Here is an 18,508-nt window from a genome sequence, read left to right on the forward strand (position 1 = left end):
TATGGGCCCGCAACTCGTACAGTTCACGCGCCCGCAGAGCAGCCGGGTGGTCCGGGACGCGGTCAGCGCGCTGTGCCAAGGGGTGTTCGAGCCGCTGCCGCGGGCCGACCAGCGGCGCAAGGCCGAGCTGTACGTACGGGGGCTCCTCACCGCCCGGGGGCGCAAGACCATGCGCAACATCGCCGCGCACGCCGGGATGCCCGCGGGCGAGCAGAGTCTGCACCACTTCATCTCGTGCTCGACCTGGGACTGGCGTCCGGTGCGCGCCAATCTCGCGGCTCAGCTCGACGGGCTGCTCAACCTCCAGGCCTGGGTGGTCAAACCCATGGTCATCCCCAAGTCGGGGGCGCACTCGGTCGGCGTCGAACGGCGCTTCGACGCCGGGTCCGGGCACATGGTCAGCGGGCAGCAGGCCTTCGGCATGTGGGCTGTGTCGGACGACATGAGCGTGCCGGTCAGCTGGGCGCTGCACCTGCCGGACGAGACCACGCTCGCGGGCTGCGCGGCCCGTGCGGTGCTCGACCTCGCCGAGACCCGCACCCTTCCCCGGCTGCCGGTCGTCATGGACGCCGTCGAGGGTGGCGTCGACACCGTCCCTTCGCAGCTCGCGTCGGCCGGTGCGCCGTTCCTGCTCGGGGTCGGCCCCGGTGCGCAGATCCAGGTGACCGATCCCCAACTGCCGGGCGCGGCGGCGGAGGTGAGCACCGTCGGACGTGTCATCGACGCCGCCGGTGCGCTGCGACGCCCGGTGCGCTACGAGGACCGGGCCGACCACTCCATACGCACCGGTTTCCTCGCCGCGGTCCGGGTGGAGCTTCCCGAATCCGCGTCCGGGCCCCGCCGCCGTACGCAGCCCCGTCGGCCGCTGCTGCTCGTCGGCGAGTGGACGGACGCCCGCCGACGGCCCGAGCGGTACTGGCTGACCGACCTCACCACCGCCCCGCCGGCCCTGCTGATGCGGCTGGCCCATCTCTCACGTCGTATCGAACGCGGCGCCACCGACCAGTCCGACCGGGTCGGCATGCGCGACTTCGAGGGGCGTTCGTTCCAGGGCTGGCACCGGCACGTCACGCTCGCCTCCGCTGCGCACGCGGCCGCCGCGCTCTCCGATCAGGACTCCGGCGGCTATGCGACGGCCTCCCGCCGCTGCTCGGCCTAGGGTGCTACCCCTCGCCCGCCTCAGGGTCGAGCGTCTCCCGGGTGCGGTGCAGGCGCAGGGCCAACTGGACTTCCAGGGCGCGGGAAGGATCCTGCCAGTCCTCGCCCAGGAGCGCGGTGATGCGTTCCAGGCGGCGCGAGACGGTGTTCGGGTGGACGTGCAGGGATTCGGCGGCGTACGTGGGGCTGCTGCCCGACTGGAAGTACGCCTCCAAGGTCTGTACGAGGTTGGTGAAGCGATGGGTGTCGTAGTCGATGACCGGACCGATGGCGTGCGTGATGTAGTCGCCCACGCTGTGGCGGTCGCCGAGCAGCAGACCGAGGAAGCCCAACTCGCGGGCGGACGCGGTCGATCCGCTGCCGCCGAGCGCGCTCAGGGCGTTGAGGCAGCGGACCGCCTCCGCGTAGGTCGGCTCGATGTCCTCTATACGGGTGGACGGGCCCGCCGCGCCCACCGTGACGGGGTGGCCGAGCAGCGGAGTCAGTTCGCGGGAGATCTGCCGGGCGGTGGCGCCGGGGTCCTCGGAGGGCAGCAGCAGGACGATGCAGCCGCCGCGCACCCGGGAGAGGCCGCCGAAGCGCAGGGCGTACGACGACGCCCAGACCACGGCACGGCCCTGCGAGCCGCCCTCGGGCCTGATGACCACGGCGGTGTACGCGCGCTCCAGGTCGAGGCCCAGACTCCGGGCGCGGTCGCGCAGTTGGGGCAGCGGGCGCTGCGTGGGGCTGAGCAGCGCGTCGAAGAACTCGTCGCGCACCTGGCTCTCGGCCACCGCCGTGTTGCGCTGCATCAGGAGCAGCACACCCGTGGTTCCCGCGGTGAGCTGGAGCAGTTCGAGATCGGTGGGGGAAAGGGCGTCGGCGGCGTGCAGGAGCAGCGAGCCGAGGCGTTCGGTACCGGCCGTCACCGGGGCGAGCCAGCCGGTGTCGGTGAGCTGGATCGGCTCCTGGGCGACCTGGGCCTCCAGGGTGGCGCCCGCGACCCTGGCGAGGTCCGCCGCGGGCAGCTCGCCGGTGGCGGCGAGCGTACGGCTGCCGAGGTCGAGGACGGCGACCGTGCCGCCGAGCGACTCCGCCGCGAGTTCTGTCAGTGCGCCGAGACCGGAGCCTTCGAGGAGCAGGTCGATCATGCGGCGGTGGATGCCGTTGACGCGGTGGGCCGCGGCCAGTTCGGACTTGGCGCGGGCGCCGTACTGCTCCAGGTCCGCGATGTCCATCCGTGCCTGGCTGAGCACCCGGGCCTTCTCGATGGCCACCGTGGCGAGGTCGCCGAGCGAGGACATCAGGGCTATCTCGCCCGGGGTGAAATGGCGTACGTCGCGGTCGGCGGAGTAGAGCACGCCGAAGGACGTCTCGCGGTGGCGCAGCGGCACGGCGAGGATGGCGTGCAGACCCTCCGCGCGGACCACGTCGTCGATCACCGGGTGGTGGGTGATGCGGTCGTCGGCCATGTAGTCATGGGTCCAGAACGGTGCGGTGTTCTGCCGCGCGGCGCTGCCGAGACCGCCCTCGCGCGGCACCCGGAAGCCGACGGTGAGCGCGGTGGCGTGCCCGTCGGCGGTGCGCACGTAGCTGTCGCCCGCCTCTTCGTCGTGGAAGCTGATGTAGGCCATGTCGAGGTTGAGCAGCAGCCGCGCGCGCCGGGTGATCACCTTGAGCAGGGTGTCGAGGTCGTAAGGGAGCGTCAGGTCGCGCGCGGTGTCGACGAGCGCGGAGAGCCCGGCCTCGCGCTGCTGGCGCCGGCCGAGCTGGGTCCGCACGGCCAGGCCAAGCTCCAACGCGGCGCGCAGCTCCTCAAGTTCCGCCTCGGACGCGCCGAGTCGCCGCGTCGACGCGGCGAGTTCGTCGTACGCGGAAGCGGGTGCTTCCTTGGCCAGGAGTTCGAGTACGGCCAGAGCGGCGGCTTGCGTGGGGACAGAGTCCAGTGTCAAGGCTCGTCCTCCAGGTCAAGGGGTGGCTCGCTAGGTGAGACAGGTCGGAATGTAAGCGAAGTGCCTGTCCATGGTCAATTGCTAACTCTTCGTGTGCATTAACGGATCTGCTCCCTCCGGATGCCCGGCCTCCCGCCGTCCGTTCTCCGACGGCTTTTGTCACTGCTTGGGCGCCTTTGGGGTGCGGGGCAGTGGCCACAGCACCACCGTGACCACTCTGGTGTGTTGACCGGTCACCTTCCGTGCCGGACCGCCCCCGAACAAGACTCCTCGGCATCCGGTCGCTCCCACCAGGACGACCGGGATCACCGCTGAGGGTCACCTAGGGGGAACAGTCGGTATGCAGCAGAAGCAGATTGTCGCCGAATCGGTCAACGCGGAGTTCGAAGTACGGGACTACGAGCGTTCGTTGGCGCGCAGCGCCGTGTCACGCACTCGTGCCGACCGTCCGCACACCTTCGAACTGCGCGGACGCACCTGGGACCTGCTCGACGAGGTCTTCGCCCCCATCTACTCGCCGTCGACCCGAATAGGGCTCGACTTCCTCGGCTGGACCGAGGAGGTCCTCACGCCCCGCAGCGGCTCCCTCCTGGAGATCGGCTGCGGAACCGGGATGATCGCGGTGACCGGAGCCCTGGCCGGCTGCGACCGCGTGGTCGCGTCGGACATCAACCCGCGCGCCGTCGAGAACGCCAGGCTCAACGCCGCCCGGCACGGCGTGGCCGACCGGGTCGAGGCCGTGTACAGCGACATGTTCGAAGGGCTCGACCCCGCCGAGCGCTTCGACCTGGTCTTCTGGAGCTCCAACTACGTCCTCGCGCCGGCCGGGCACACCTACGGCTCCGCGCACGACGCGGCCTACGTCGACCCCGGCTACGCCGCCCACCGGCGCTTCCTCGCGGGCGCCGGGGAGCGGCTCACGCCGGGCGGCGCGGCGCTGCTGCACTTCAGCTCGCGCGGTGACCTCGACGAGCTGTACGCCATGGCGGCGCAGGAGGGACGCGAACTGCGCACGCTGCGCTCGCAGTTCGTGCCCGAGGGAGAGCTGATGGTCGAGCACCTGCTTCTGGAGATCGTCCCGGCCGTGCTCTGAGGGCTCCGCGCGGCCCGCAGGTCCACCCCGCAGGCCCAGCCCGCAGGTCCAGCCCCGCAGGACCGTATCCGACCATCCGACGCTCCCTTCCTCCAGCGAGGTCCCCGTGCGCACGCTTCTGGTCGACAACTACGACTCGTTCACCTACAACCTCTTCCACCAGATCGCGGAGGTGACCGGCGTCGAACCGGTCGTGCTGCGCAACGACGAGACGCGATGGAGCCCGGAGCTGCTCGACGGCTTCGACGCGGTGGTGCTCTCGCCGGGCCCCGGGACCCCCGAGCGGCGGGCGGACTTCGGGCTCTGCCAGGACGTCCTCGACCACGGCGACCTGCCCGTCCTCGGCATCTGCCTGGGACACCAGGGCCTGGCCCGCGCACACGGCGGGCGGGTCGTACGGGCGGCCGAGCCCCGGCACGGCCGCACGTCGATGGTGCGGCACGACGGGACGGGCCTGTTCGCGGGGCTGCCCACCCCGTTCGAGGTGGTGCGCTACCACTCGCTGGCCGTCACCGATCTGCCGGACGAGCTGGTGGCCACCGCGTGGAGCGACGACGGCACGGTGATGGGCATCGCCCACCGTGAACTGCCGCGCTGGGGCGTGCAGTTCCATCCCGAGTCGATCCGCACCACGTACGGGCACCAGCTGCTGCGCGGCTTCCAGGAACTGGTCACCGAGCACCACGCCCGCTCCGGACGCGGGAAACGTCGTACGGCACTGTCTCCCGCACGGACCACCGCAGCTCCCGAGACCCCCGAGACTCCCGAGGTCCCCGCGGCTCCCCGACGGCAGCTGCGGGTGCTCACCGACTTCCTCACCACACGCTGGGACGACGAGGTGGCCTTCGACGCCCTGTTCCGTGGCTCGGCGCACTCGTTCTGGCTGGACAGCAGCCGCTCCGACGGCATCGGCCGGTTCTCCTTCCTCGGCGACGCCGCGGGGCCGCTCGCCCGGGTCGCCACCGCCGACGTCGCCAGTGGCACGGTCACCGTGTCCGGGGCGGGCGGCCCGGCCGAGCAGCTCGTCGCCGAGCACTTCCTCGACTGGATCGACCGCGACCTGCGTGCCGTAGACGTCCAACTCCCGGAGCTGCCGTTCGCGTTCGCGCTCGGCTGGGTCGGCTACCTCGGCTACGAACTCAAGGCGCAGTGCGGTGGCGACGCGGCGCACCGGGCCGAACAGCCCGACGCGGTGATGGTGTTCGCCGACCGGGCCGTGGTGCTCGACCACCACACCGGCACGAGCTACCTCCTCGCGCTCGCCGAGGACGGCGACGAACGGGCGGCCCGCGCCTGGCTTGACGACACCGCCGAACGGCTGCGCACTCTGGCGGGACGCACACTGCCCGTACCAACGCCCCAGGAGCCGCTCACCGGACTGCGCCTGCGCCACGACCGGGACCGCTACCTCGCGCTCATCGAGGAGTGCCAGGACGAGATCACGGCCGGTGAGACGTACGAGGTGTGCCTCACCAACATGGCACAGGCGGACGGCTCGCCCGACCCGTGGGAGACCTACCGGGCGATGCGCCGCTCCCACCCGGCGCCGTTCGGCGCGCTGCTCGGCTTCGGTGACGTCTCCGTCCTCAGTACGTCGCCCGAACGGTTCCTGCGGATCAGCGCCGACGGGTGCGCCGAGTCGCGGCCCATCAAGGGCACCCGGCCGCGCGGCGCGGATCCCGTCGAGGACGAGGCGATCCGCAGGGAACTCGCGGCATGCGAGAAGGACCGCTCGGAGAACCTGATGATCGTCGACCTGGTCCGCAACGACCTGGGACGGTGCGCCGCCGTCGGGACCGTGGAGGCCGACGACATCTTCCGCGTGGAGACGTACGCGAGCGTGCACCAGCTGGTCAGCACGGTGCGGGCACGCCTCAGGCCCGGGGTCACGGCCGTGGACTGCGTACGTTCCTCATTCCCCGGCGGCTCGATGACCGGGGCGCCGAAGCTGCGCACCATGCAGCTCATCGACCGCCTCGAAGCGGGCCCGCGCGGGGTGTACTCGGGCGCCATCGGCTACTTCTCCCTCTCCGGGGCCGCCGACTTGAGCGTGGTGATCCGGACCCTGGTGCTGACGCCGGGGCGGGCCGCGTACGGGATCGGCGGGGCGATCGTCGCGCTGTCCGACCCGGCGGACGAGTTCGAGGAGACCGCGGTGAAGTCGGCCCCGCTCCTTGGCCTCACCGACGCCGGTTTCCCGGGCCGCGCGGGCGCGCTGACCCCGGTCGCGGGCTGACCCGTCGTCCACGCCCGCACTCCGGTCGCCGCCCCGCACCGCTCAACAGGGGTGGCGACCGGCCTGTTCCATCGCCTGTGCCACCTCGTCCACCAGGGCGTGCCACGCGTCGTTCTGCCGGCGTGGGGCGTCCTGCCCCAGCTCCTTGACCCGCCGGGGCCACTCGACGCCCAGGTCCGACAGGAGCTCCAGGTCGGCGTGGGCGGCGGCCGTCCGGCCCGACAGGGTGTCGCCCTCCATGGGGACCACCGACCCGGACAGCAGCCGCAGACCCTCGGCCGTCAGTGACTGCGCCGTGCCCTCGGCGATCAGGCCGCCCGCGAGCCTTGCGGCCTGATCCGTGTCCACCGACCACACGAGGCGGTGCGGACGGGCGCCCGCACGGACCAGCTCGTGCCAGCGCGGGGTGTCGAGGACGTTCTCGTACGCGCTGAACACGAGCCGGGCCACCGCGATGCCGATGCGCTGGTCAAGGCCCTGCGCGGCGGGTCCGGTGTGTGCGGCGAGCAGCGGACGCGCCGCCTCCTCGATCGCGTTCACCGGGATGTGCACGGCGGCCGGAATCCCGGCCAGGGACAGGCCCGCGGCATGGGCCCGCTCCAGGCCGCTCAGCCAGGCGTCGAGAACCTGGTGATACTGCTCGGCGCCGTACACAGGGCCCACGGCGACCCCGATGCCCTCGGCGAGACAGTCGCTCATCGTGGCCATGCCCACCGGGTCGGCGGGAAGCCCGGCCAGCAGATTGGGCCGGTCCACCGTCCAGTGCAGCCAGCGTGCCTCGGCGAGTGCGGACCGCGCGTCGAGGGTGTGGCCCACGGGCGCGCACGCCATGCCCTCGGCGCCGCGGCTCGCCGACCACACCGGCAGGAGCGCCGCGCACACCGCACGTGCGCCGCGGGCCGCCACCGTGCGCGCGACCTCGGCGGGAGCAGCCCCGTACGCGGCCGACTCGCCGACGGCCGTCCTGCCCTGCCGGGATCCGAGAACGCCCGGGTCACCGCCGTCGCCGGCCGGTGCGCAGGTCACGCCGGTGACACCGAGGGCGTCGACCGCGTGGTCGAGGGTGCCGTTCTCGATCAGCCGGCCGTCGACGCCGTCGAGCCACAAGGACAGTCCCTCCGCGCGCAGTTGCCTGAGCGGGTCGGTCGTCATCCTCGTCTCCTCGGCATCGGCCCGGGGCCGTGACGACGTGCTGCCCATGGGCGTCTCGTTCCGTGATTTCGATGGTGCGGAGCCATTGAGCCGACGGTAGGCAGGCGCGTCCCCAACAGCCAGTCGGGCCCATGGACTTTGTCACTGGCAGGGCAGAAAACCGCCGCACCTGACAAAGTCGCCCGCGCGGCCCGGCGGCTCAGGCCTCCACCGAGAGCAGCTGACGCTCCGGGTGCACCCGCTCCTGCTGGTAGCCGTGCTCCAGGAGCTCCCCGGCCGGGCGGACCCGAGGAGCCCGCACCAGAACGCGCTTGAGCCAGCGGTCGGTGCCGTCGTAGCGGGCCCGGAACGCGACCCTGCCGTGCACCACCGCGTCGTTGTCCACGACGAGCAGGTCACCGGGCTCCAGCGGCACGATGAACCCGCACTCCTCGAAGGCGGCGCCCAACTCCTCGTACGCCGCGGCGAACCGCGGGTCGTCGGTCAACGGGCGCGTGTAGGACGGGTCGTAGCGCACGCACAGTCCGTCGTCGCCGTCCCAGACGGTCGCCATGGGGACCCGCTCCTGATGGACGGCGTCCTCGTCCTCGTAACTGTCGTCGGGCTCGATGACCAGGGCGGGGCGGCGCAGCTGTTCGACGGTCAGTGCGGACAGCGGGGCCCTGCGGATGCCCGCGAGGCGGGTCCCGATGTGGTCCGGGTTGCGTACGCAGGCGAGCAGCAGCAGATCGGCCCGCTCGGGATGGAAGCCGTCCTCGTTGTGCCAGGCCAGCGGCACCGTGCTGCTCGCGCCGACCTGCATCTCCTCGCAGCCGGGGCTGGGCAGGATGTTGTGCACCATCCGGCCGTCCTGCTGGTCGCGCCAGCCGAAGACCCGGCCCAGAAGCCGCGCGGCGAGGGCGAGCGCCACGTCGTGCGCCGCCGAGTCGGCGGGGTCGGTGGCCGACCAGTGGGCGGGGGTGGGGCCCGGCTCGGCGAAGCCGTCGAACAGGCCCCGCACCACCCGGTAGCCGTCCGTCGGGTGAGGCGCGGCGAGCCAGTCGCGCAGGTCGGTGGCGAGCGGCTCGGGCAGCTGCCACTCGGGGCGGGCGAGCACCGTGTCGCCGAGCGCGCCGGCCGCGACCCGGGCGTGCACCTCTTCGGCGAACGCCTCCCGCAGATGCGCGGGCAGGGTGTGGATCGTCGTGTCGGGCATGGGGGCCTTTCCGTTCACGGGCGGTCGGGGTGCGGCGGAGGGGCCGGGCGGCGGCGGGGTCACAGTGATCGCGCCGCTGCGCGCAGCCGGTCGAGTGCGAGTTCCTGGTCGGCCAGGAGGTGCTTGGCCCGGTTGCGTACGGAGGTCTCCGCAACCGCCGGTTCTTCGCGGGCCATGGCGACCCCGATCCGCAGCGCGCTCCAGTGGTGGGCGACGCGGTCCACGGTGCGGGCCGCCTCCAGGAGGGCGGGGGAGTCGAAGTCGCGGGCCGTGGCGGTGAGATAGTCGCCGTGCACGCCGGTCATCGCGAGGACGGCGCCGGTCACGATGAAGGTCTCGTCGATCACGGAGGCGTCGCCCGCCGCGAGCCGGTCGCCGAGCTCGTCGAGGTACCTGCGCTGGCCCGCGAGCCCGGACAGCTCGGGGCCCGGATGGCCGCTGCCGAAGCCCGCCTCGTTGGCGGCGAGCACCTGGCGAACGAAGTCCCGGTCGTGCGGCGGGAGTTCACCGTCGACGCCGATCTCCAGCCAGCGGTTGGCCACCGGGTTGTCGGTGAAGAACAGGTCCCGGTCGTGGAGCACCGGGTTGGCCGAGTCGCGGGCGTCGGTGAACTGGCCGATGGGGATGGCGCCTTGGAAGCGCGGCGGGACCGAGTCGCAGATCAGGACGAGGTCGCGCTCGTCGTCGAAGCCGTACGCGGTGAGCAGGTGATTGGTGTGCACATCGCGGTAGGCGGGGCGGAACGGCAGATGGAAGTTGTCGGCGGCGACCGCGACGGGCGCACCCGCGAGGATCGCGGCCCGCACCTCGCGCCAGCCGGACGCGGCGTCCTGGGGCCAGTGCCAGCGCGACCACACCGGGTGGTGCGGGGCCATGCTCTCCAGGAGGCCGTCGCGGTGCAGCGGGAAGAAGTACTCCTCGCGCCGCACGTCGCCGGGCCGGTGGAAGAAACCCCAGTGCGCGCCGAGCACCTGGAGCGGATCCAGGCCGTGGTGGCGCAGCAGCCCGCCCATGGTGGTGTGCAGGCAGTGGCCCAGGTCGTGGCGCCAGTGGGCGATGTCGGACAGCTCCACCCTCATGCTTCTACCGTCCTTCGGGTCTCCAGGGTCATGGCGAAGAGGTGCATGGCCGGGTTGTCGGGGAGTTCGACGGCCGTCACGGTGCCTGGCACGGTGACCGGCACCCGCTGCGACCAGACGGACGGCCGCATGTTGTGCTGCGAATGGCGCGGATACATCAGGTAGCGGGTGCGGAAGGCGAGGAGCTCGCCGAACCGCTGGTCGGTCTCGGGCCAGAAGTCCGAGACGCGCAGCCACTGGCGGCGGGTCGCGCCGTCCGCGTAGTGCAGGACCAGCTCGTCCTCGGTGCGGCGCTCAGCGGCGGCGAGCACATGGATCCACTGCGGCTCGCCCGCCGCCGGGAGCGTCACCGACTGGCCCCGGCAGCGCAGGTTGTCGAGCGAGCCGCCGGCCACGGCGGGGCCACGGCCCGGCAGCCGGAACGGGACGCCCTCGACGACGGCCTCGCCTTCCTCGCCGGGCAGGCCCTCCGCGGGGAAGGTGTTCCCCCATACGTTGAAGCCGCCGGTGGTCGGCCAGCGCCTGGGCGCGGAGACACCCATTCCGTTGAAGAGTCCTTCCAGGTCGACCGGGGTGAACACGTCGGTGTCCACCCGTGCCGGGGCGGTCTCGATTAGGTTCGCCATATGAACCTCCTTGACAGTGCGATAGACGTTGCGTTCATGGGATTCGGCGGTGGTCCGGCGGTCACATCGGATGTCGTCGGCCAGGTGGCCGCGGTCACCCGGGCCTCGTTCGCCGACGCCGATCCGCTGCCCGGTCTGCCCGCGCCGGACGGTGCGACCGAGTCCGCCGATGTGGTGAGCGCCGATCTCGCGGCGGGTGCGGGCCTCTGGATCGCCCGGGACGCCGATGGACGACTGCTCGGCAGCATCCGCGCGGTGCCCAAGGGGGCGGACGCCTGGGAGGTACGTCGGCTCGGCGTGGCCCCCGAGGCCCTCGGCACCGGGCTCGCCCGGCGTCTGGTGCGGGCCCTTGAGTCGGACGCGGCGGCGGCCGGCGCGGACCGGGTGGTCCTCGACGCGGTCGTCGAACGCGGCAACCCCCCGGTCTACGCCCGGCTCGGCTACCGCACCGTCCGCTACCTCCCCAACCCGGACAAGCCACTGTCCGAGGTCACGATGGAGCGGGCGCTCGACACACCGCCCGAGCCCGCCGCCCATCCGCATCCCACCGGCACCCTTGCCGTGGGAACCGCCCTGGTGGACTGGTTCGCCACCGGCGACGGCCGCGTATCGGCCGTGCTCACGGCAGTGACAGGACCGGACGAGTTCGCCGGACTCGCCGCGCGCCGGAACCGGGCCCGCGGCGACCACCACCTCGGCAGCGACGCCTGGCCGGATCGGGGCCAAGAGGCACAAGAGGCAGGAGAATGGCGGGAGTTGCTCGCCGCTCACGCCGACCGGGTCGAGACCGACCCGGCGTACGGGGATCTGCTGACCTTCGACCGGGGACCGGCCGATGTCGCGCCCTTCCTGATGCCCCGTACGTTCGCCGATCCCGTCCTCGCGCTGTGCCGCAGCATTCCGCGGGACCTCCCGGCGCGTTCCTAGGGCGCGTGGCGGATCACCTCCTCGGCGGCCGCGGCGATCCGCTCCGCGGTCACTCCGGCAAGGGCGAGCAGCTCGCGCTCGCTGCCCACCTCGTCGTGGAAGCCGTCCGGCACTCCGATCCGGCGTACCCGGCACGGGTGGTGCTCGGCGGTCAGCTCGCTCACCGCGGCGCCGAGCCCGCCGACCAGGACGTGGTCCTCGACCGTGACGAGGCCCGCCGTCTCGCGTGCCGCGGCGAGGACCGCCGCCTCGTCCAACGGCTTGACGGTGTGCATGTTCAGGACCCGTGCGCCGATGCCGCGCGCGGCGAGCAGGTCGGCGGCGGCGAGCGCCTCGGAGACCGGCAGCGGTCCTGTCGCCACCACGGTCACGTCGTCGCCGCCGCGCAGCACGTCGGCCCGGCCGATGCGGAACGCGTACGGCCCCTCGTGGACCAGGCCCGTCGCCTTGCGGCCGAGGCGGATGTAGACCGGGCCGGGGAAGGCGTCGGTGTCGGCGACCGCGCGGATCGCGTACTCGGTCTCGGCTGCGTCGGCCGGCACCACCACCGTCAGGTTCGGCAGGGTGCGCAGGATCGCCACGTCCTCCAGGGCGTGGTGGGTCGGGCCGTAGTGGCCCGCCGAGAACCCGCCGTGCGTGCCCACGATGCGCACCGGCAGGTTGTTGCCCGCGATGTCGACCTTCATCTGTTCGCAGGCACGTGTCGCCGCGAACGAGGCGATGGTGTTGGCGAACGGCACCAGGCCGTCGGCCGCGAGCCCCGCCGAAACGCCCATCAGGTTCGCCTCGGCGATGCCCACATTGACGTACTGGTCCGGGAGTTCGGCCTCGAAGCCGTCCTCGAACCCGCCCATGTCGGTGTCCACCACGAAGATGCGCGGGTCGGACGTGGCGAGATCGAGCAGGGTCGCCCGGTACACGTCCCGGCTGGCGGCCTCGTACTTCTGCCGCCAGGCGGCTGTCTCGGCTGTCTCGGCCATCTCGGGCGTCTCGTCCGCGAACTTGTCCGCGACCTTCTCCGCGACGGGTACGGTCTTGGCGACGTCGTCGACGACGGTCACGGCTGCCTCCTCGATCGGGCCCGCAGACCGGCGAGCGCACGCCGGTGCAGATTCGGGCTGAGCTTCACCGAATGCGATTTCTTCTTGTCCTCGAAGAGCGGGACGCCCTTGCCCTTGACCGTCTCGGCGATCACCATCGTCGGCCGGTCATCGGGTGCGGGCGGCGCCGTGAGGGCGGCCCGCAGCGCGTCCAGGTCGTGGCCGTCGGCCTCGACCGTGTGCCAGCCGAACGCGCGCCACTTGTCGGCGAGGGGTTCGAGACCCATCCGCTCCTCGGTGTGGCCGGTGATCTGGAGCCGGTTGCGGTCGACGATCGCGGTCAGGTTCCCGAGCCGCAGATGCGCCGCCGACATGGCGGCCTCCCACACCGACCCCTCCTGGATCTCGCCGTCGCCCATCAGCACGAACACCCGGCTCGGGCGGCCCTGACGGCGGGCGGCGAGCGCGCTGCCCACGCCGAGCGAGAGACCGTGCCCGAGCGAGCCCGAGGGGAACTCGACGCCCGGCAGGCGGCGCAGCGGATGCCCGGCGAGGCGCCCGCCCGTCACCCCGTACGACGCGAGTTCCTCGGTGGGCAAAAAGCCCCGGGCGGCGAGCACCGCGTAGAGGGCGGCGCTCGCGTGCCCCTTGCTCAGGATGAAACGGTCCCGGTCGGCCCAGTCGGGCTCGTCCGGGCGCAGCCGCAGCACCTCGTTGTAGAGCAGCGTCATGATGTCCGCCGCCGAGAGGCTGCCGCCGACGTGGGTGCCGTCGGGGCTCGTGCCCATCTCCAGGATCTGCTCCCGGACCAGCTGGGCGAGTTCGGCGGTCGACACGGGGGCCCGCGGGATCAGTACGTCGCTCATGTCAGACCCCCGCCTTCTGCGCCGTGCGCCACGCGGGGCGGTGGTGCTGGCCCGCGGCGGCGGTGCCGAGCACGTCCAGATGGCCCCACACCTTCTCGAAGGCGTCCGCGATGCGCTGGAGCACAGGGCCGGACGACGGGTTGAGGTGCCAGCGCTGGAGGGTGAGAGAGTCCTCGATGACCTCACAGGTGACCGGGAAGTCCTCGGCCCGGTGGCCGAGTTCGCGGAACGCGGGCTGGCCGGGCAGCGGAACCACCTGGTAGGGCTGCACGGGCACGCCCTCGGCGCGCAGCGCGCGGTGGAGCATCGCGCGCATCGCACCGGGCTCGACCCCGGCGTGACCCATCGCCGTCACGTCGAAGCGCAGCCGCAGGATGTGCCAGGCGTGGGTGCGGTCGGCCGGGGTGTGCGGGGTCAGGATGCCGGGAAGCGCGCCGACCCGGTCGAGGAACGCCGTCACGTTGCGGGTGCGGGCCGCGTGGTACTCGTCAAGGCGGTCCAGCTGGGCGCGGGCGAAGGAGGCCTGCACGGCGCTCAGCTTCTCGTTGCCCGCGAGCAGCCGCGAGCGGTAGTCGCGCTCCTTGGCGCCCTGGAGCTGCTCGCCGAACTGGCGGCGCAGCTCGACCTGGCGGTGCAGCTCTGCCGAGTCCGTGGTGACAAGACCGCCCTCGCCGCACGTCGGCAGGTTCTTCACCACGTTGAGGCTGAAGGTGGCGATGTCGCCGAGCGAGCCGGTGCGCGCCCCTTGGTAGGTCGCGGCGTGCGACTGGGCCGCGTCCTCGACAAGGAGCAGCCCGTGCCGGTCGGCAAGGGCCCGGAAGGCGGTCATGTCGGCGGGCAGGCCGTGCAGATGGACCACGATGACCGCCCGGGTGCGCGGGGTGATCGCGGCCTCGGCGGCGGCCGGGTCCATGCAGAAGGTGACCGGGTCGATGTCCACGAACACCGGCCGCAGCGAACGCTGCACGGGGCCGATCGCGCTGGCGATGAAGGTGAACGCGGGCACGAGTACCTCGGCGCCCGGCTCGATCCCCGCCGCGGCCAGGGCGAGTTCGATGGCGGCGGTGCCGTTCGAGACGGCCGCGCAGTGCGCCGTCCCCACGTACCGGGCCCACTCCCGCTCCAGGAGCTGGACCTCTCCGTCGGTGTTGTTGGACGTGAACTGGCCGCTGTCGAAGACCCGCAGGGCGCCCTCGCGCTCCGCGTCGGTCACCACCGGCCAGCCGATGAGGGCCGGATCGGCGTCCTGGGCGGTCACCGTGCGGGTGCCGCCGAACATGGCGAGCTTGGTCATGGTGGTCATGCTCCGTTCGGGAGGCCGGCGGCGCGGTCGGGGCCGACGAAGTCGAGGGCGTGCACGGTGAGTCCGGTCCTGTTCGGCAGCCGCAGTCCGACGAGCTCCGAGCGCCGGGGCACCGGGACGCGGGCGGTGCGCAGGGCGCCGTCGGCCGGTCCTGTGGTGCGCAGCCACTCGGGGTCGGCGCCCTCGCGGTAGTGCAGCCACACCTCCTCGTCGACCTCGGCCGGGTCGTCGGCGGCCACCAGGAGGCGGATCCAGTCGTAATGGCCGGGCGGCACCGCGAGCAGGCGGCCGTCGCAGGGCACGGGCGCGTCGAGCTGGATCACGGTGACCTTCGCGGCCGAGGCCGTGGTCGCGGTCGCAGTCGCGGTCTGCGCGTTCAGGGGCGTCATGGGGACGGTCTCCAGGTCGCTGCGGGGCGTGGCCGTCACCGGACGGCGGGGGTCGGGTCGAGCGGGTGACCGGGACGGTCGATACGGTCGAGATGGTCGAGGCGGTCCAGTACGTAGTCGACGTAGCGGCCGACCATGCCGGTGCCCAGGACGTCGATCGCGCCGTGGAACTCGGGCGTGTGATTGACCTCGTTGACGAAGAGCTCGCCGTCCGGGCCCTCAAGGAGGTCCACCGCGAGCACGCCCTCACCCATCGCCTCCGCGGTGGCGACCAGGAGCTTCTCCAGGTCGGGGCCGACCGGGCAGACGACCGGGCGTCCACCGCGCGCGGTGTTGGTGCGCCAGTGGTCGGAGTACTTGTAGATCGCGCCGACCACCTCGCGCCCGAAGACGTACGCGCGGATGTCGCGGCCGGGCTTGTCCACGTAGTCCTGGATGTAGGTGATCTGGTGCTGCGGTCCTGTCAGGGCCGCCTTGTGCTCAAGGACCGCCTCGGCCGTCTCGCGCTCCTTGAGCCGGGCGCCGAGCCGCCCCCAGGATCCGGTGAGGGGCTTGGCCACCACCGGGTAGCCGAAGTCTTCCAGGGCGTCGAGGGCCGCGTCCGGGGTCAGACCCACCAGGACACGCGGAGTGGGGATGCCCGCGTCGAGCAGCCGCAGCGTGGTCAGCAGCTTGTCGCCGCACGTGGTGATGATGTCGTGGCTGTTCACGACGGTCAGGCCCGCGTGTTCGAGCAGCCGTGTCGCGTACACGTTCCGGGTGTGCGAGATCTCCCGGCTCAGCGCGCCCCGGTAGGGCAGCCGGGGCTGGTCCGGGCGGAACACCGCGGTACGGGTGTCGAGCAGTTCGTAGCGCACCCGGCGCCGGTCGAACTCGTCGAGCAGACGGCGCTCCTCGACGCGGATGCGCGAGTGGAGCACGGCGATCGGCGCGGCCGGGTCACTGTCGGCCATGAAGGGGCCGGGCGTGGTCGGATCGGAAATCGAGCCGGTCGCCGAGTCGGCAGTCGAGCCGGTCGCCGAGTCGGTCATCGGATCGGTCGTCGGATCGGTCATTGGGATGCACCCGCTTTCTCGCCCGCGCCCACCGGGACCCGGCCGAGCGCGTCGGTCAGGAGCCCGAGGGCGTCGGTCAGTACGTCGATGGCGAGCCGGTAGTCGCGCAGGTCGATGTGCTCGTGGTCGGTGTGGTCGAGACTCGCGTCGCCCGGCCCGTACGCCGCGACCGGGCAACCCCAGTGCGGCGCCACCACGTTCATGTCGGACGAGCCGAGCTTGACCTTGGCGACCGGCCTGCGACCGCGTCCCCGGATGGCCGCGGTCAGCGCCCGCGCCACCGGGTCGGTGCGCGACGAGCGGACCGCGTCGGTCCGCTCCACCACGGTGATCCGGCCGCCGCGGGCCCGCTCGGTCAGCCAGTCCAGGAGGCCGTCGGTGTCGAAGCCCGGCGGAACCCGGCACGAGATGTCGAGCACGGCCCGCTCGATGTCACCGCTCATCCCCACCAGAGCGGGCAGCGCCTGCTCGAAGAAGGGAGCGTCCGGATGGAACAGGGCCAGCTTGTCCCGGAGCCCGGACCAGAACCCGGTGGCGACCTCGGTGGCCTTCTCCTCCGGGCTGCTGGTGTGGGCGGCAGGACGCTCGACCTCGTAGCGAAGACGCAGGATGCCCTTGTAGCCGAGCACCACCCCGTCGACCCCGCTCGGTTCGCCGATCACCAGCGCGTCGGGTGCGTACCGGTCGATCAGATGGCGCGCCCCCTTGGACTCCCGCTCCTCCTCCACGGCCCCGACCACGACGATCCGGGCTGCGGTACCGGTGTTCGCGGCGCGGGCCGCGGCCCATGCCATCGCGGCCAGCGGGCCCTTGGCGTCGACGGTGCCCCGGCCGTGCAGCACGTCCCCCTCACGGACGACGGGCAGGATGCCGGGCACGGTGTCGATGTGCCCGAGCAGCATGATCACCGGACCATCGGCTCCACCGGTCTCACCGACCGCGTTGCCCGCGTCGTCGACGTACGCGGTGAAGCCGGCCGACTTGAACCAGCGCACAAGAGCCCGCGCGGCCGTCTCCTCGCCGCCCGACACGGAGGGCGTGCCCACGAGTTCGAGCAGCAGGGGTACGGGGTCGGGTTCTGCCGGCGCCGTGGCGGCGGAGCGGGATTCGTTCACGGCCTGGACTCCCCGGCGGCCGGGCCGATCGCGTTGTAGTCGACGAGCAGCATGTCGCGCACGCCCTCGCCGTCGGTCGCCGCGATCGGCGTGACCTCGTGCATGATCGCCGCGTCCACGACCACCATCCCGTCCAGCGGGTCGAGCAGCGTGAGCCGGGTGTCCGGACGCCCGTCGCGGTAGACGATCGACTCGCCGCCGACACAGCCGCGCCGACCGAGCAGGTGCATGCCTATGTAGTCGTGCCCGTCGCGGTGGCGGCCCTCGGGGGTGGGCAGTCCCGGTGTGGCACCGGCGATGGTGCGCACGAAGTGCAGCCCGATCTCCCACCGCGTACGGTCGTCGCCGCTGCGGATGAGCCGCAGGCCGTCGGCGAGCAGGCGGAGCAGCACCGGGTGCGACAGGTGCTCCTGGGCGACGGGCTCGAAGAGGCGGGCCCGGCCCATGTGGATCGGGATGTGCTCGGCGGACTGCTGGAACACGGAGTGCTCCAGCGGCGTGAACTCCGGTTCCGACCCGGTGATCTCGGCACGCACCCGGCCGTAGCGGCGGTAGCGGTAGGTGCTGCCGCCGAGGTTCTGGTCGAGCGCCAGGTCGTCCCAGAGGGCCTGGAAGGAGGAGAGGGTCTCGGGGGTGAACCGGTCGGGGGTGTGGGCGGCGCGCAGCACGGTGAAGCCCTCGATGAAGAGCTCCGATCCGGCGAGCTCGGTCGCCAGGGCGCGGTCCGCGCCTGCGTCACTGCTTGCTGCTGCGCCGATCGCCTGGTTGGTGATCACGGGTGCGGTGGCCATACGGAGCTCTCCATTCGGCCGCCCGGACTGCCGGGCGGTGTCGTTACGGGCGGTGCGCGTCAGGGAGTTGGTCACGCGTGGTGGTGCGCGTCAGGGAGGTGGTCGCGAGTGGTGGTGCGTGCGTCAGAGAGTTGGTGGGAGGCGTCAGCCCGCGAGGGCTGCCTCGGGTGCCGGTTCGGCGTCGGCCGGTTCGTCGCTGTCGGACGGTTCACCGAGTCGCGCGGCGAGTTGCTCGATGGTGTGGTTGCCGAGCAGCACGGACAGCGGCACCGGCGAGCCCGCGTCCGAGAGCAGTTGGAACACCTGGACCGCGCGCAGCGAGTCCCCGCCCACGTCGTAGAAGTCGTCCTCGACCCCGATGTCCCGCACGCCGAGCACCTCGGACCACAGCTCGACGAGGGCGGACTCGTCGGCGGTACGTGGTGCCACCCGCTCGCGCCGCTCCACCAGGCCTTCTGGTGGGGGGAGTTGGGTGGTGTTGGTCTTGCCGTTGGGGTGTTGGGGGAGGGTGGTGAGGTGGGTGAGGTAGGTGGGGATCATGGCTGGGGGGAG

Annotated in this window: 17 protein-coding genes; 4 read left to right on the forward strand and 13 right to left on the reverse strand. The window is 72.4% G+C overall.

Going from position 1 to position 18,508, the window contains the following annotated elements:
• The first annotated feature begins 1 nt into the window (after position 1).
• Positions 2 to 1,159 carry an IS701 family transposase gene (locus ACZ5CR_RS42315; protein ID WP_468868149.1) on the forward strand — a complete coding sequence of 386 codons (1,158 nt, stop codon included), beginning with the start codon at positions 2 to 4 and terminating at the stop codon, positions 1,157 to 1,159.
• 4 nt (positions 1,160 to 1,163) lie between these two features.
• On the opposite strand, the gene ACZ5CR_RS42320 is transcribed toward ACZ5CR_RS42315, so the two are convergent.
• A complete protein-coding gene (locus ACZ5CR_RS42320; RefSeq protein ID WP_468868152.1) occupies positions 1,164 to 3,089 on the reverse strand; it encodes a helix-turn-helix domain-containing protein in 1,926 nt (641 codons plus the stop codon).
• A gap of 340 nt (positions 3,090 to 3,429) precedes the next feature.
• Here ACZ5CR_RS42320 and ACZ5CR_RS42325 point away from each other — a divergent pair, with 340 nt between their 5' ends.
• Complete coding sequence (locus tag ACZ5CR_RS42325; RefSeq protein WP_468868157.1) at positions 3,430 to 4,182, forward strand: methyltransferase domain-containing protein; 753 nt, start codon at positions 3,430 to 3,432, stop codon at positions 4,180 to 4,182.
• A gap of 106 nt (positions 4,183 to 4,288) precedes the next feature.
• Positions 4,289 to 6,418 (forward strand): aminodeoxychorismate synthase component I, encoded by a 2,130-nt coding sequence (gene pabB, locus ACZ5CR_RS42330; RefSeq protein ID WP_468868159.1) that lies wholly within the window; start codon positions 4,289 to 4,291, stop codon positions 6,416 to 6,418.
• 42 nt (positions 6,419 to 6,460) lie between these two features.
• Here the strand turns inward: pabB and ACZ5CR_RS42335 are convergent, their stop codons facing one another.
• The 4 genes from ACZ5CR_RS42335 to ACZ5CR_RS42350 form a co-directional block, all read right to left on the reverse strand.
• Complete coding sequence (locus ACZ5CR_RS42335) at positions 6,461 to 7,570, reverse strand: transaldolase family protein (protein ID WP_468868162.1); 1,110 nt, start codon at positions 7,568 to 7,570, stop codon at positions 6,461 to 6,463.
• Between the two features lie 199 nt (positions 7,571 to 7,769).
• A complete protein-coding gene (locus ACZ5CR_RS42340) occupies positions 7,770 to 8,765 on the reverse strand; it encodes a TauD/TfdA family dioxygenase (RefSeq protein ID WP_468868164.1) in 996 nt (331 codons plus the stop codon).
• Positions 8,766 to 8,824: 59 nt separating this feature from the next.
• Positions 8,825 to 9,844, reverse strand: a complete 1,020-nt coding sequence (locus ACZ5CR_RS42345; protein ID WP_468868168.1) for a BtrH N-terminal domain-containing protein — start codon at positions 9,842 to 9,844, stop codon at positions 8,825 to 8,827.
• Positions 9,841 to 10,470: a hypothetical protein gene (locus ACZ5CR_RS42350; protein WP_389916962.1), complete on the reverse strand. Its 630-nt coding sequence runs from the start codon at positions 10,468 to 10,470 to the stop codon at positions 9,841 to 9,843. The genes ACZ5CR_RS42345 and ACZ5CR_RS42350 overlap by 4 nt, the downstream gene beginning before the upstream one ends.
• Between ACZ5CR_RS42350 and ACZ5CR_RS42355 the strand changes: the two genes are divergently transcribed.
• Positions 10,471 to 11,397, forward strand: a complete 927-nt coding sequence (locus ACZ5CR_RS42355) for a GNAT family N-acetyltransferase (protein WP_468868173.1) — start codon at positions 10,471 to 10,473, stop codon at positions 11,395 to 11,397.
• Here the strand turns inward: ACZ5CR_RS42355 and ACZ5CR_RS42360 are convergent.
• The 8 genes from ACZ5CR_RS42360 to ACZ5CR_RS42395 all read right to left on the reverse strand — a co-directional run.
• On the reverse strand, positions 11,394 to 12,458 hold the full coding sequence (locus tag ACZ5CR_RS42360; RefSeq protein ID WP_468868175.1) for a transketolase family protein: 1,065 nt from the start codon (positions 12,456 to 12,458) through the stop codon (positions 11,394 to 11,396). The genes ACZ5CR_RS42355 and ACZ5CR_RS42360 overlap by 4 nt on opposite strands.
• The gene (locus ACZ5CR_RS42365) at positions 12,455 to 13,303 is read right to left on the reverse strand and encodes a transketolase (protein ID WP_468868177.1); all 849 of its coding nucleotides are present in this window, start codon (positions 13,301 to 13,303) and stop codon (positions 12,455 to 12,457) included. Before ACZ5CR_RS42365 ends, ACZ5CR_RS42360 begins: the two co-directional genes overlap by 4 nt.
• A gap of 1 nt (position 13,304) precedes the next feature.
• Positions 13,305 to 14,597: a DegT/DnrJ/EryC1/StrS family aminotransferase gene (locus ACZ5CR_RS42370; protein WP_468868181.1), complete on the reverse strand. Its 1,293-nt coding sequence runs from the start codon at positions 14,595 to 14,597 to the stop codon at positions 13,305 to 13,307.
• Positions 14,598 to 14,602: 5 nt separating this feature from the next.
• Positions 14,603 to 14,995, reverse strand: coding sequence for a hypothetical protein (locus ACZ5CR_RS42375; RefSeq protein WP_468868184.1), 393 nt, complete (start codon positions 14,993 to 14,995; stop codon positions 14,603 to 14,605).
• 35 nt (positions 14,996 to 15,030) lie between these two features.
• Positions 15,031 to 16,050: a lysine biosynthesis protein LysX gene (gene lysX, locus ACZ5CR_RS42380; protein WP_468868187.1), complete on the reverse strand. Its 1,020-nt coding sequence runs from the start codon at positions 16,048 to 16,050 to the stop codon at positions 15,031 to 15,033.
• Entirely contained in the window at positions 16,047 to 17,165 is a 1,119-nt protein-coding gene (locus tag ACZ5CR_RS42385; RefSeq protein WP_468868189.1) for a [LysW]-lysine hydrolase, read from the reverse strand. The genes lysX and ACZ5CR_RS42385 overlap by 4 nt, the downstream gene beginning before the upstream one ends.
• Positions 17,162 to 17,956 carry a 2OG-Fe dioxygenase family protein gene (locus tag ACZ5CR_RS42390; protein ID WP_468868195.1) on the reverse strand — a complete coding sequence of 265 codons (795 nt, stop codon included), beginning with the start codon at positions 17,954 to 17,956 and terminating at the stop codon, positions 17,162 to 17,164. Before ACZ5CR_RS42390 ends, ACZ5CR_RS42385 begins: the two co-directional genes overlap by 4 nt.
• Before the next feature lie 144 nt (positions 17,957 to 18,100).
• The coding region (locus ACZ5CR_RS42395) for a phosphopantetheine-binding protein (RefSeq protein ID WP_468868198.1) at positions 18,101 to 18,508 on the reverse strand (408 nt) is incomplete at its 5' end.

Source organism: Streptomyces sp. NPDC031274 (genome assembly GCF_055570235.1).

Coding starts and splice junctions, on each gene's coding strand:
- ACZ5CR_RS42315 (WP_468868149.1), top strand. CDS start 2: ATGGGCCCGCAACTCGTACAGTTCACGCGCCCGCAGAGCAGCCGGGTG.
- ACZ5CR_RS42325 (WP_468868157.1), top strand. CDS start 3,430: ATGCAGCAGAAGCAGATTGTCGCCGAATCGGTCAACGCGGAGTTCGAA.
- ACZ5CR_RS42335 (WP_468868162.1), bottom strand. CDS start 7,570: ATGACGACCGACCCGCTCAGGCAACTGCGCGCGGAGGGACTGTCCTTG.
- ACZ5CR_RS42340 (WP_468868164.1), bottom strand. CDS start 8,765: ATGCCCGACACGACGATCCACACCCTGCCCGCGCATCTGCGGGAGGCG.
- ACZ5CR_RS42345 (WP_468868168.1), bottom strand. CDS start 9,844: ATGAGGGTGGAGCTGTCCGACATCGCCCACTGGCGCCACGACCTGGGC.
- ACZ5CR_RS42350 (WP_389916962.1), bottom strand. CDS start 10,470: ATGGCGAACCTAATCGAGACCGCCCCGGCACGGGTGGACACCGACGTG.
- ACZ5CR_RS42355 (WP_468868173.1), top strand. CDS start 10,471: ATGAACCTCCTTGACAGTGCGATAGACGTTGCGTTCATGGGATTCGGC.
- ACZ5CR_RS42365 (WP_468868177.1), bottom strand. CDS start 13,303: ATGAGCGACGTACTGATCCCGCGGGCCCCCGTGTCGACCGCCGAACTC.
- ACZ5CR_RS42370 (WP_468868181.1), bottom strand. CDS start 14,597: ATGACCAAGCTCGCCATGTTCGGCGGCACCCGCACGGTGACCGCCCAG.
- ACZ5CR_RS42375 (WP_468868184.1), bottom strand. CDS start 14,995: ATGACGCCCCTGAACGCGCAGACCGCGACTGCGACCGCGACCACGGCC.
- lysX (WP_468868187.1), bottom strand. CDS start 16,050: ATGACCGATCCGACGACCGATCCGATGACCGACTCGGCGACCGGCTCG.
- ACZ5CR_RS42390 (WP_468868195.1), bottom strand. CDS start 17,956: ATGGCCACCGCACCCGTGATCACCAACCAGGCGATCGGCGCAGCAGCA.